We start from the raw sequence: 12,762 nt of genomic DNA, 5'->3' as shown, positions 1-12,762 counted from the left end.
CTGTCCAATACGGATTCAGAGCGGGTTCGGCCATCAGCCGTCACCCACACCTGTTTGTTATTCGGCGCCACCGCTGAGGCGGCGCAGCATCACCAGCTTGTTGTCCTTGCCACGCACGAAGACACTCTCCAGCCTGGCCCGGGTATCACCGACTTCGGCGATCAATTTGGCTTCGAAATAGCTGCTCTTGACGTCCAGCGCCGCATCCAGCCCCTGGATGGTGCTCACCTGCACCGGCATCTGATCCGTCATCGCTTTTTTATCCTTCCACCCCTTCTGGGGGCGGCTGGTCAGCACCCGTTTGGCGTCATCGAGACCAATTTTGTCCTGATAAAGCGCCACCAGCAGCGTGGCCTGCTCCGGCTTGATGGTGTTGATGTTCACCACCAGCTTGTCGGTCGGCAAGGCGCACACATAGGGCGCCAGCCGGGCATACAGTTTGGCACTCACACCGCGTACTGCCCTCAGCTCATCCGTGCTGATCATCCACTGGTTCGCTGTCAGATAAGGGGGAGTCAGCCCTTCGTAATAGGCATCTTCGGCACCGTAGCTCGAGACCAGCGCCGTATCCTTGTCGGTCCAGTCGCGGATGGCATCGGTCAGCTGCACCGCCTCGTAATCCTCGACTTCGAGCTGCTTGAGCAGGGCGCGAAACGCCTTGACCTGATAGGGCTGCTTCTCGAGATCATCGCCGCTCACCCCGTCTTTCAGGGGCACGCTCAGGCTGTTGAGGTTGAAGCAGGATTGCAGATCCCGCACCCGACCGGTCAGCTTGCCGTCATCCACCGGGAAGACAGCATCCTGCCTGGCCCAGTTCTGGCCCAGGCTCACCACATTGGGGTCGTCTTTGAAATCCTGAGCCAGCACCTTGCTCACCAGGGCTTCCGCCGACATGGCATACCACCATGCCTGCTTGCCGGCAGTGAGGTTGCCGGTGCGGCGCAGTTCCAGCTGCAAGCGACCGCTCATGTTGCTGGCGATGATCACCATCACCGACAAGATGAGCAGCACTACCAGCAGGGCCATGCCGCCCTGACGACCCGGTCTGGCTGCGTGCCATCCCCGATTGCCCCTAGTTGCCATTGTCAGCTCGCTGGCCACCGGCCCCGATGAGGAACTGACGACGACGAATTGTGCCGTCATCTTCAGTGACGGTCAGGAGAAAACGACGATCAATTACCATTGTCAGCCCTCTGGCCACCGGCCCCGATGAGGAACTGACGACGACGAATTGTGCCGTCATCTTCAGTGACGCTCAGGGGAAAACGGCGATCAATTACCATTGTCAGCCCTCTGGCCACCGGCCCCGATGAGGAACTGACGACGACGAATTGTGCCGTCATCTTCAGTGACGCTCAGGGGAAAACGGCGATCAATTACCATTGTCAGCCCTCTGGCCACCGGCCCCGATGAGGAACTGACGACGAATGGTGCCGTAATCCTCCAGATCCAGCTCCACCGCCAGGCCGTAAGGCAGCACGTTGCGCTGGGTCCACTCCTCCTTCCAGGCTCCCTTGTCGTAAAAATAGAGCCGCAGCGCCGTCACCCGATCCAGCATGGGCTGAATACGCGGCTCTGTGCCGATCACCGGATCCGGATAGAGGTAGCTCAGCCGCTCCAGCTTGTGATCCTTGAGACGCCAGCCAACCCGCTGCAAACCGGAGCGTGGCAGCATACCATCTGGATTGAGCCAGCCACCGCGAATGAAAGCCATGCCCCAATCATCGCTCTGCTGGCCGAAACGGGACGCCGCCAGCAGCACCTTGTTGTTCTCGCCATCGATACGGCCACTGCGGGGTACCATCTGGGTGATGTCCCGCTCCATCAGGGTGAAGGCCAGCTGCAACTCGGAGAGACGGGCCTCTTTCTTCTTGGCCACCTCGTCACTGGTGAGCACACCTTGCAACACCTGATAGGCGCCCATGCTGAGGCTGGCGAAGATGGCGATGGCCACCAGCATCTCCAGCAGAGTAAAACCACCCTGACGGCCATGATGCCGAGCTCGCGGCCTGGGTACTGGCGATGGCCTCATCGGCTTCTCCAGCAGAGTGAAATCGTCCTGACTGGACGTCATTTGGATATCGTTGGCCAGGCTCATCGGCTGATATAAGTCCGGATCATGGCCACAGGGCTATCGGCCTTGGGGGCAGTACGCACTTCCATATCCAGCGCCTTGAAGTTGTTGTCGGCGGTGGCGACGCCGCGATAGCGCCAATACCAGGTCTGCCCAGCCATCTTCTCGTCCCCTTCCACCCAGCTGTCGCCGGGCCACTTGGCTTCGAGTTTCTGCTGCACCAGCTGGTTTTCCACCACCCAGGTCGCCAGCGTCTTCTCTTCCAGATAACTGAGTGCAGAGAGGTGTTCGCTGGCGGTTTTCATCACGGCGAGACCCGCGATGGCAAACACCGCCAGTGCGACCATGACCTCGAGCAATGTCATGCCACGGGCGTTCACTCCTCTTCCTCCTCGTCCTGCAGCAGTCGCAAGCGACCGAATTCATCCGCCTTGACAGTCCGAAGGTAGCGCACGTCCTCATTCTGCTGGGTCAGGGTCAATACGAAAGGGCTGAGCTCGCCACCGGGGAAGATCAATACCTGAGGCGTGCGCTCCTTCTCGTCCCGACCCTGCTCGGTTTTCTCGTCGGACTCGGTCCGCCAGCTGAACCCTTCGAGCTCGATGGCCAGCGTCATCTCATCCGGCAGTGTGACCTGCCCCAGGATCTTGTCGTCGGTCAACGCCTGCCATTTGCGATCCTTGGCCCCGCGCTGCATGAACTGCCAGCCGTTCGCCTCGATACACAGCCCCACCAGCCGGCCATCCATCACCGAATACTCCTGTGCCTGTTGCAGGGTCGCCATGAAGCGGCGCGCCTGCTTGTCGAGCTCGCGATCGCCTCTGGCCCCCCCCATGCTGAGGGTGACGGCAGTGGCCACCAGCCCCATCAGCATGGCCACCAGCAATACTTCCAGCAGGGTGAAACCGGCTTGGCGATGACGAGACGAGGAGCCCCTCACGGCAGCCTCGCCCACAGCACCTTGATGGCAGCGCAATCAATCACTTATTGGAAATCCTTCAGATTCCAGTTGCCGATGTCGTCATCGGTACCGGCTTCGCCATCCAGCCCCATGGAGAAGATGTCGATCTTGCCGAACTGGCCCGGGCTCAGCAGCTGGTAAGGATTGCCCCAGGGATCCTGCGGCAGGCGCTTGATGTAGCCGCCGTCACGGTAGCTGCGCGGCTCGGGGGCGGCGGTCGGCTTGTTGACCAGCGCATCCAGGCCCTGCTCCGTGGTCGGATAACGGTTGTTGTCCAGCTTGTACATGTCGAGGGCATTTTCCAGCGCCACTATATCGGAGACGGCTTTCTGCTGGTCAGCCTTCTCCTTGTTGCCCATCAGGTTGGGCACCACCAGGCTGGCCAGGATCCCGAGGATCACTATGACCACCATGACTTCCAGCAGGGTAAAACCGGATTGACGACGCTTTTGCATGACTTACTCCCTAACGAAATGAGATGGCATGAACCATCAACGATTAACTGTTAAACCACGATCGTTCGATTGGATTTGTAGGTTCGAATAGCGAAGCGTATTCGGACACCCGAACCTACAGATTCACCATGTTGTTGAGCTCGAGGATCGGCTGCAGGATCGACATCACGATAAACAGCACAACCCCGGCCATGGAGACCACCAGCAGGGGCTCGAACACGCCGAGGGCTATGTTCACCTGGGTTTCAAATTCCCTGTCCTGGTTGTCCGCCGCCCGCTCCAGCATGTTGTCGAGCTCGCCACTCTGCTCGCCGGAGGCGATCATGTGCAGCATCATGGGCGGAAAAATCTTGGTTTCATCCAGCGCCTTGCGCAGGCTGGTCCCCTCGCGTACCCGTTCGGTAGCCTCACCAATGCGCGTACGGGCAAAGTCGTTGGAGAGCACTTCGCCGGCGATCTTCATCCCCTCCAGCAAGGGCACGGCACTGGCATTGAGGATGCTCAAGGTGCGGGCGAAGCGGGCTGTGTTGAGACCACGGCTGACCCGGCCTATGACCGGCAGGCGCAGTATCACCTGATGCCAGTGACGGCGACGCTTCTCGTCGGTCAGCCACCAGCGCCAGACAAAGCCACCCAGAAACAGCAGCAGCAGGAACCAGAGGCCGTAATGCTGCATCAGCTCGCTGGTGCCGATGAGGAAACGGGTCGTCGCAGGCAACTGCTGGCCCATGTGTTCAAACTGGGCCACCACCTTGGGTACCACGGCAGTGAGCAGGATCGAAATGACCCCGACCGCCACCAGAGTGAGGACTATGGGGTAGATCATCGCCTGCAGCAGCTTGGTGCGCATATGCTGGCGCTGCTCCGTGTAGTCGGCGAGCCGGTTCAGCACCTTCTCCAGATGGCCCGATTTTTCACCGGCCGCCACCATGGAGCGGAACAGCTGATCGAACACGTGGGGGAAGGCCCCCAGCGAATCGGCCAGCGAGTAGCCTTCTACGACCTTGCTGCGCACGGTTGCCACCAGGCTGCGCAGGTGGGCCTTTTCGCACTGCTCGGCCACTGCCCGCAGCGCCTCTTCGATAGTCAGGCCTGCACCCACCAGGGTCGCCAACTGGCGAGTAATGAGGGCCAGCTCGGAAGTGGAGGCACCACGGCGAAACAGCACGAAGCGATTCGCTTCCCGCTTTGCCTTCTCTGTGGTCTCGTTCACCTCGAGCGGGGTCAGCCCCTGCTCGCGCAGTTGCTGGCGTACCTGACGGGCCGAATCACCCTCGGTCACCCCCTGCTTCTGGCGCCCCTTGCTGTCGAGGGCTTTGTATTCAAATGCTGACAATACTCTTGCTCCTCTGCCCTAGCACTGTGACGTCTTGCTATCCCGATTCAAATCGCTTCCCTGACCGAACATCAATCTTCCCGGGTCACCCTCAGCACTTCTTCAAGGCTGGTCTGGCCCTTGAGCACCTTGTCGATGCCATCCCGGCGGATGCTGGGGGTATGGTCCCGGATCAGCCGCTCTATGGCCAGTTCGCCGCTGGCGCTGTGGATCGCCTCGCGCACCGCCTCGTCGATCACCACCAGCTCGTGAATGCCGGTCCGGCCGCGATAGCCGGTGTGGTTGCACTGCTCACAGCCAACCGGGCGCCACACCTGCTGATCCGGTGCCAGCTCCATGCCCATGGCCTCCCGCTCCTGCTCAGTGATGGGGCGTGGAGTGCGGCAATCCGGACAGAGGGTACGCACCAGCCGCTGGGCCAGTACCGCCAGCAAGGATGAGGAGAGCAGGAAAGGCTCTATCCCCATGTCCCGCATTCGGGTGATGGCACCGATGGCGGTGTTGGTGTGCAGGGTCGACATCACCAGGTGACCGGTCAGCGACGCCTGCACCGCTATCTGGGCGGTCTCAAGGTCGCGGATTTCCCCCACCATCACCACGTCCGGATCCTGACGCAAGATGGCACGCAGGCCGCGGGCGAAGGTCATGTCCACCTTGGTATTGACCTGGGTCTGACCTACCCCTTCGAGGTCATATTCGATAGGGTCCTCCACCGTGAGAATGTTGCGATCCCGCGAGTTGATCTCGGAGAGTGCCGCATACAGGGTGGTGGACTTGCCCGAACCGGTCGGACCCGTCACCAATATGATGCCGTGGGGCTTGCGAATGAGTTCGCTGATGATGTTGCGGTTGGCCAGCGTCATGCCGAGCTGCTTGAGCTCGAGGCGCACGTTGTTCTTGTCGAGCAGACGCAATACCACCCGCTCGCCGTAGCTGGACGGCATGGTCGAAACCCGCACGTCCACCGCCCGGCCACCGATACGCAATGAGATGCGGCCATCCTGCGGGACCCGCTTCTCGGCTATGTCCATCCGCGACATGACCTTGATGCGCGACACCAGCAGGGAGGCCAGCTTGCGATGGGGACGCAGTATCTCCCGCAGTACGCCATCGATGCGGAAGCGAATGACCAGCACCCGTTCGAAGGTCTCGATATGGATGTCGGACGCCTCCTCTTTTATCGCCTCGCTCAACATGGCGTTGATGAGACGAATGATGGGGGCATCGTCATCGGCGTCCAACAGGTCCTCGCTCTGGGGCAACTCTTCCGCCAGGGCAAAGAAGTCCATCTCGTTGCCGAGATCTTCCATCAGCTGGCGCGCCTCGGAAGAGTCGCGCTGGTAGTGAGCCATCAGCAACTCTTCAAACTCGTCACTGCCAAGCTGCTCCACCTCGAAGGCGCAGCCCGCTACCCGCCGGACTTCCAGCAGGGTTTGCGGCGCGACACCCTGACGACAGATCAGCAGGGGGGTCCCCTGCCGCTCGGTCAGAATGGCACCGAAGTTGCGGGCAAAGGCAAACGGCAGCTCTGGCAGGGCTGCAGGCAGACTCGTTCCGTCAAGCTGGTACGCCGCCATTACTTGTTACCCTGTACGAACGGCTGCACCCCGTCGGCCGTCGCCTGCTGGCGGGCCTTCATCTGTTCGATCTGCTTTTGTACCTCGGGCGACTGGGCCACATCCTGGCCATATTCAGGCAGCACCTGGCGTTTCGGTGAGGTGAGGTAACCCTCCTGTGCAGCCGCCTCCAGCTGCTCGGCCCGGAACATGGTGTACTTGTTGCTGGATATCCCCGAGTAGACGCTGGCATCGCGCAAAATGGTGGGGCGGATAAAGACCATCAGGTTACGCTTGGAGGTCGAATTGGAAGTAGAGCGGAACAGATAGCCCAACACAGGGATATCACCCAGCAAAGGCACCTTGGAAATCTTCTCCTGGGTTTTCTCATCCATCAAGCCACCCAGCACCACGGTTTCACCGCTTTTGACCAGCACGGCGTTCTTGATGGTGCGGGTATCAAAGGTTGGCCCTAGTGTACCGGTACCAGGCGCCTGGGTCTGAGCAACACTCGAGACCTCCTGCTCTATGGTAAGCAGCACCGAATCCCCTTCGTTGATCTGCGGCGTCACCGTCAACTTGGTGCCTACCGTCTTGCGCTCTATGGTGTTGAACACCTGATCGCTGGTGGTGGAACTCTGGGAGCCGCTCTGCACAGGCACTTCCTGGCCGACGTTGAAAGAGGCCTCTCTGTTATCCATGGTGACGATACTCGGGGTGGAGAGAATATCGTTCTTGGTGTTGGTGGAGAGCGCCGTCACCAGTGCTGCCCAATTACCCTTGTAGAAACCGGCGGCCATGCCGTTGAAGTCTTTCGCCAAGGCAGCCAGACCCGTGGTGGTGCCATTATCCTGGTAATCCTTGGCGGCGATGGCCACAGAGCCAATGGGCAGGCTAGTGTCGGTAAACTGGGTACCGCCACCGTTGGTATTGGCCCACTGAACCCCCAGGTTGAGACCGTCACCATCGGCGATTTCGACGATGATCGCCTCCACCAGCACCTGAGCACGGCGGATATCCAGCTTGGCAACCACCTGCTCCAGCTCGGCCATCACATCCGGCTGGGCCGTGATGACCAGCGCATTGGTGGTCTCGTCGGCCGAGATGGCCAGCTTGCCACCCCCTATGCTGGCGTTGCCGCCACCGGCCGTGGTGCCGCCCCCCTTCTTGTCCGCTTCTATGCTGGTGCTGACGCCCTTGAGCACCTCCACCATATCCTTGGCCTTGCCATATTTGAGGTAGAAGACCCGGGTATTGCCCTGGCTCTGCAGGTCGCGGTCGAGCTGGCGCACCATCTGTATGATGCGAGCCCGCGCCTTGGGTTCACCACTGACCACCACGGAATTGGTGCGCTCATCGGCCACTACCTTGGGAGCCAGCAGCAGGGAAGTGTTGCCGCCCTGGGTGTTGCCATCCTTGTTGAGGTTGGTCACCAGTCGCACCATCTCGCCGGCGGAGGCATATTTCAACTTGATGATGTCCACTTCCTGATCGCCCGCCTTGTCGACCCGGCGCACCACTTCCACCAGACGGTTGACCACGGCGGCACGGCCCGTAATGAGCAGCACGTTGGAGGGATCGTAATGCACCACGTTGCCGCCACCGGCGTTGTCGTTGAGCTGACGCAGCAAGGGGGCCAGTTCGCGCACCGAGACGTTGCGCACCGGCACCACCCGGGTCACCATCTCGTCGCCAATGCCCGGGTTGGTCTCATCCACCACGGGGATGGCCGAGGTCTTGGCATCCTTGGAGCGCACCACCTTGAGCACGCCGTTATCCATGGGCACAACGGCAAAGCCATAGACGTCGAGCACGCTCAGGAAGAACTGGTAATACTGCTCTTCATTGAGCAGGTCGTAGCTGCGGACGTTGATCTTGCCGCGCACCGAAGGCTCTATGATGATGGTCTTGCTCAGGTTCTTGCCGACCGTGTTGATGAACTCTTCGATGTCGGCATTCTTGAAGCTGGCAGAATACTCGGTGGCCCAGGCAGAGCCTGCCATTATCAGCGCCGCCGCGACCGTGGCAAGACGCCAGCTCTTCCCTTTATTTATCATTCTTGGTGCTACTCCAAATCATTATTCTGACAAGCCGACATAAACGTCGTAGAGCTGTCCCTGCCGTTCGACGGTGACGGTCATTTCCGTGGCGCCAGCCACCTGCTGCATCGCCTGCATGGCCTGAGCGTTATCCCGCAGATCCAGACCATTGATGCTGACCGCCATATCATTGGCGACCAGACCGAGTTGATTGAACAGTTCTGGATTGCTGCCCGGATTGAGGCGATAGCCGACCATGCGGCCATCCACTCGTACCGGTGAAATATTGAGGTAATCGGTGATCTTGCCGGGGTTGCCCAGCAATTCGCTGCGCACCGAGGAGAGCTTCTCATCCGGGTTGCCCTGCTTGGGCAGGGGTTTGCCGTACTCTTCCCCGTCTAGCATCAGGGTCTCGTCACGCGCGTCACGTTCTATGATGACGCGGTCGGCAAACACCTGGCGAACCTTGGCCTGGGTGCCATCGATGAAGTCACCTATGCCATAGGAATTTTGCACACCGCTGTGGGCTATGATGGCGATGGACTTGGCGGGATCGGAACTGGCCAGCACACCGTTGAGCTGCGCATTGAGCTGGGTCTTGGGTGCGTCGGCTGCGACAGCATCGGCCGCCCGGGCCTGCTGCTTCGCCTTGCCAAACAGTGCCAGCCGGCTGACGCCGCCGAGATCGAGCCGGGCCTTGTCCTGACCCTGACTGCCTGCCTCGGCCGGTTGCCAGGGCTGACTGCTCTGCTGGCTACCGAGATCCAGCAGACGCCAGGTGAGACCGGCGCACTGGTGGGCCAGCAACAGCAGCAAGAGCCAGAACAGGGGCTGGCTGAAACGGGAGAGCGGCACGGTTTTGCAACGGGCCAGAAGGGAGCTCAACAAGTCATCCCTGAACGGTAGCGTCATGTTTATCAATATATTCTGGCTTCCAAATCGGTTGGCTATTGTGTACGGCAATGGACCCAGAGACAACCGACCGGATGGTATCAAGCTGTGAAAATTGACATTCCGTCACACCATCAGCCCCCCTGTTTCTATCCCGAGGCCTGCCTCTGGTATAATCAGGCTCCCCTTTCAGCCATCCCGGAGTCGATTCATGCCGAATCCCGCAGAAACCACAACCCAGGTCCGCCTCGACAAATGGTTGTGGGCCGCGCGTTTTTACAAGACCCGCAGCCTGGCCCGCGATCAGATTGAAGGGGGCAAGGTGCACTATAACGGCCAGCGCAGCAAACCTGGCAAGGCCGTTGAAGCCGGCGCCCTCATCCGTGTCTGGCAGGGCCAGGACGAGCGGGAGGTACGGGTACTGCAAGTGAGCGAACAGCGCAAGTCCGCCCCGCTGGCCCAGCTGCTCTATGAAGAGACGGAAGCCAGCCTGAAAAAACGGGCCGAGAACAGCGAGGCGCGCCGCTTCAACAGCCAGTTTGCCCCGAGCCCCGAGCGTCGCCCCGACAAGCAGGAGCGGCGCCAGCTGATCAAGGTCAAGCAATACTGACTCGCCAACGTGGCCCTTTTATGACGACAGGCAGCGAGATAAGTTCCTAACCACCTGTTTATTATTGTTTTTATCTATTCACCTCACCTAAGAACCCAGGAATGCATGATGAGTAACCAAGATCTCCTGTATCGCTATCTGTTTGAAGAGTACGAAGTCCGGGGTGAGCTGGTCCAGCTGGATCACACCTACCGCCACGTGGTGGAAGCCCAGAGTTATCCGGTGCAGGTGCAAAAATTGTTGGGTGAACTGCTGGTCGCCACCAGCCTGCTGACCGCCACCCTCAAGTTCGAAGGCTCCATCACTGTGCAATTGCAGGGTGATGGCCCTGTCCGTCTGGCGGTGATCAATGGTGACAACAACCAGCAGTTGCGCGGCGTGGCCCGCTATGAGGGGGAGCTGCCGAGCGATGGCAAGCTGCAGAGCCTGATTGGCAACGGCCAGCTGATCATCACCATCACTCCGGAGCAGGGCGAGCGCTATCAGGGCATCATAGCCCTGGACGCCGATACCCTGGCGGGCTGTCTGGAGCACTACTTCGCCCAATCCGAACAGCTGGCCACCAAGCTCTGGATCCGTACCGGCTACCACCAGGGTGAACCGCGCGCTGCCGGCATATTGCTGCAGGCACTGCCCGCCCAGAGCGAGGATCACAGCGCAGATTTCGATCACCTGACCCAGCTCACCGCCACCATCAAGGATGAAGAGCTGTTCGGGCTGGAAGCGGAAGAGATCCTCTACCGCCTCTACCACCAGGACAAGGTGCGAGTGTTCGATCCCCAGGCAGTCGAATTCCGCTGCACCTGCTCCCGCGCACGCTGTGAAGGGGCCCTGCTGCAGATAGAAAAGGAAGAAGTCTTGGAGATGGTGCAGGAGCTCGGCAAGATCGACATGCACTGTGATTATTGCGGCGCCCAGTACCAATTTGATGGGATCGACGTCGAAACCCTGTTCAGCAGGGCTCCCGATAATGATGCAAACAAGTTACACTAATTGAAGGCGGGCAAAACCCGCCTTTAACTTAAATAACAAAAAAATACCCTATTTTATAAAGTTTGATGGCGATCTCTAAACTCTACCACCTAAGTGATAGGATGAATGCCAGATAGAACCCTACCAACCTCTGAACCCAGGAGAATACAATGACAATCGTGGCAGAACCCACCCTGGCCCAACAATTAGAACTGGACCAGTACGGCATCAAAAACAGCCAAGAAATCGTTCGCAACCCCTCTTACGACCAGCTTTTCGCGGAAGAGACACGTTCTGACCTGGAAGGGTTCGAGCGCGGTGTAGTGACCGAACTGGGCGCCGTTAATGTCAACACAGGTATCTTTACAGGCCGCTCCCCGAAAGATAAATATATCGTCAAAGACGCCACCACCCAGAATACTGTGTGGTGGTCTGACCAGGGTAAAAACGATAACAAAGCCATTACCCCGGAAGTGTGGTCACATCTGAAATCCCTGGTGACCAAACAGCTCTCCGGCAAGCGCCTGTTTGTGGTCGATGGCTTTTGCGGTGCCAACCCGGATACCCGTCTGGCCGTGCGCGTCATCACAGAGGTGGCCTGGCAGGCTCACTTCGTCAAGAACATGTTCATTCGCCCGAGCGATGAAGAGCTGAAAGCCTTCAAACCTGACTTCGTGGTGATGAACGGTGCCAAATGCACCAACCCGAACTGGAAGGAACAGGGTCTCAACTCCGAGAACTTCGTTGCCTTCAACCTCACCGAGAAGATCCAGCTCATCGGCGGCACCTGGTACGGTGGCGAGATGAAGAAAGGGATGTTCTCCATGATGAACTACTTCCTGCCCCTGCGCGGTATTGCCTCCATGCACTGCTCCGCCAACGTGGGTCAGGACGGCGACGTTGCCATCTTCTTCGGCCTCTCCGGCACCGGCAAGACCACCCTCTCCACCGATCCCAAGCGTCAGCTGATCGGCGATGACGAGCACGGCTGGGACGATGACGGCGTGTTCAACTTCGAAGGGGGCTGCTACGCCAAGACCATCAAGCTCTCCAAAGAAGCCGAGCCGGACATCTTCAACGCCATACGTCGCGATGCGCTGCTGGAAAACGTGACCGTTGCCGCCGATGGCACCATCGACTTCGATGATGGCTCCAAGACCGAGAACACTCGCGTCTCCTACCCCATCTATCACATCGAGAACATCGTCAAGCCGGTCTCCAAAGCGGGTCATGCCAACAAGGTGATCTTCCTGACTGCCGACGCTTTCGGCGTGCTGCCTCCTGTTTCCAAGCTGACCAAGGAGCAGACCAAGTACCACTTCCTGTCTGGCTTCACCGCCAAGCTGGCCGGTACCGAGCGCGGCATCACAGAGCCGACTCCGACCTTCTCCTCCTGCTTCGGTGCGGCCTTCCTCAGCCTGCATCCGACCAAGTACGGTCAGGAGCTGGTGAAGCGGATGGAAGCGGCCGGCGCGGAAGCCTATCTGGTCAACACCGGCTGGAACGGCACCGGCAAGCGCATCTCCATCAAGGATACCCGCGCCATCATTGACGCCATCCTGGACGGTTCCATCGAGAAGGCCGAGACCAAGATACTGCCGGTCTTCAATCTGGAAGTGCCGACCGCACTGCACGACGTGAACCCGGCGATCCTCGACCCGCGTGACACTTATGCCGACAAGGCCGAGTGGGATACCAAGGCAGAGGATCTGGCCCAGCGCTTCATCAAGAACTTCGAGCGCTTCACCGACAACGAAGAGGGCAAGCGCCTGGTCGCGGCAGGTCCGCAGCTGTAACGCCAGCACCCGTCTTCTTGCAAACTCCAATACCGGTCAGCCCTGCTGACCGGTATTTTTTTAACCAGATGG

The 12,762-nt window shown here is 59.6% G+C and carries 12 protein-coding genes and 1 pseudogene; 3 read left to right on the top strand and 10 right to left on the bottom strand.

Translation table 11 applies throughout. The annotated features are described in order from the left end of the window. Positions 1–57: 57 nt before the first annotated feature. The 10 genes and pseudogenes from exeK to exeC all read right to left on the bottom strand — a co-directional run bounded on the left by exeK (position 58) and on the right by exeC (position 9,309). On the bottom strand, positions 58–1,083 hold the full coding sequence (gene exeK / locus AACX78_RS02570; RefSeq protein ID WP_159165299.1) for a GspK family T2SS minor pseudopilin variant ExeK: 1,026 nt from the start codon (positions 1,081–1,083) through the stop codon (positions 58–60). A gap of 89 nt (positions 1,084–1,172) precedes the next feature. Beyond that, a pseudogene (locus AACX78_RS02560) lies at positions 1,173–1,247 on the bottom strand (type II secretion system protein GspJ); the annotation flags it as partial. Positions 1,248–1,372: 125 nt separating this feature from the next. After that, positions 1,373–2,032: a GspJ family T2SS minor pseudopilin variant ExeJ gene (exeJ, locus tag AACX78_RS02550; RefSeq protein ID WP_058394978.1), complete on the bottom strand. Its 660-nt coding sequence runs from the start codon at positions 2,030–2,032 to the stop codon at positions 1,373–1,375. A gap of 62 nt (positions 2,033–2,094) precedes the next feature. After that, positions 2,095–2,454, bottom strand: a complete 360-nt coding sequence (gene exeI, locus AACX78_RS02545; protein WP_058394892.1) for a GspI family T2SS minor pseudopilin variant ExeI — start codon at positions 2,452–2,454, stop codon at positions 2,095–2,097. Next, the gene (gene exeH / locus AACX78_RS02540) at positions 2,451–3,014 is read right to left on the bottom strand and encodes a GspH family T2SS minor pseudopilin variant ExeH (RefSeq protein ID WP_159165298.1); all 564 of its coding nucleotides are present in this window, start codon (positions 3,012–3,014) and stop codon (positions 2,451–2,453) included. Before exeH ends, exeI begins: the two co-directional genes overlap by 4 nt. 44 nt (positions 3,015–3,058) lie before the next feature. Continuing rightward, positions 3,059–3,490, bottom strand: a complete 432-nt coding sequence (gene exeG / locus AACX78_RS02535; protein ID WP_005315859.1) for a GspG family T2SS major pseudopilin variant ExeG — start codon at positions 3,488–3,490, stop codon at positions 3,059–3,061. A 115-nt stretch (positions 3,491–3,605) separates the two neighbouring features. Then, positions 3,606–4,826: a GspF family T2SS innner membrane protein variant ExeF gene (gene exeF / locus AACX78_RS02530; protein ID WP_021139456.1), complete on the bottom strand. Its 1,221-nt coding sequence runs from the start codon at positions 4,824–4,826 to the stop codon at positions 3,606–3,608. Positions 4,827–4,897: 71 nt separating this feature from the next. Beyond that, positions 4,898–6,403 carry a GspE family T2SS ATPase variant ExeE gene (gene exeE / locus AACX78_RS02525; protein WP_159165297.1) on the bottom strand — a complete coding sequence of 502 codons (1,506 nt, stop codon included), beginning with the start codon at positions 6,401–6,403 and terminating at the stop codon, positions 4,898–4,900. Then, positions 6,403–8,439 carry a GspD family T2SS secretin variant ExeD gene (exeD, locus tag AACX78_RS02520; protein ID WP_159165296.1) on the bottom strand — a complete coding sequence of 679 codons (2,037 nt, stop codon included), beginning with the start codon at positions 8,437–8,439 and terminating at the stop codon, positions 6,403–6,405. The genes exeE and exeD overlap by 1 nt, the downstream gene beginning before the upstream one ends. 21 nt (positions 8,440–8,460) lie before the next feature. After that, positions 8,461–9,309 carry a GspC family type II secretion system variant ExeC gene (gene exeC, locus AACX78_RS02515; protein ID WP_276529315.1) on the bottom strand — a complete coding sequence of 283 codons (849 nt, stop codon included), beginning with the start codon at positions 9,307–9,309 and terminating at the stop codon, positions 8,461–8,463. Positions 9,310–9,523: 214 nt separating this feature from the next. Here exeC and hslR point away from each other — a divergent pair, with 214 nt between their 5' ends. The 3 genes from hslR (at position 9,524) to pckA (ending at position 12,690) form a co-directional block, all read left to right on the top strand. Continuing rightward, positions 9,524–9,922 carry a ribosome-associated heat shock protein Hsp15 gene (gene hslR, locus AACX78_RS02510; RefSeq protein ID WP_005315870.1) on the top strand — a complete coding sequence of 133 codons (399 nt, stop codon included), beginning with the start codon at positions 9,524–9,526 and terminating at the stop codon, positions 9,920–9,922. A gap of 108 nt (positions 9,923–10,030) precedes the next feature. Further along, the gene (gene hslO / locus AACX78_RS02505; RefSeq protein ID WP_058394888.1) at positions 10,031–10,915 is read left to right on the top strand and encodes an Hsp33 family molecular chaperone HslO; all 885 of its coding nucleotides are present in this window, start codon (positions 10,031–10,033) and stop codon (positions 10,913–10,915) included. 149 nt (positions 10,916–11,064) lie between these two features. Continuing rightward, positions 11,065–12,690 carry a phosphoenolpyruvate carboxykinase (ATP) gene (gene pckA / locus AACX78_RS02500; protein ID WP_159165294.1) on the top strand — a complete coding sequence of 542 codons (1,626 nt, stop codon included), beginning with the start codon at positions 11,065–11,067 and terminating at the stop codon, positions 12,688–12,690. Positions 12,691–12,762: the final 72 nt, after the last annotated feature.

The sequence above is a fragment of the Aeromonas sp. 9A genome (genome assembly GCF_963900955.1).
GTDB classification, from domain to species: Bacteria; Pseudomonadota; Gammaproteobacteria; order Enterobacterales; family Aeromonadaceae; genus Aeromonas; species Aeromonas salmonicida.
This window is presented reverse-complemented; position numbering and strand designations above follow the sequence as displayed.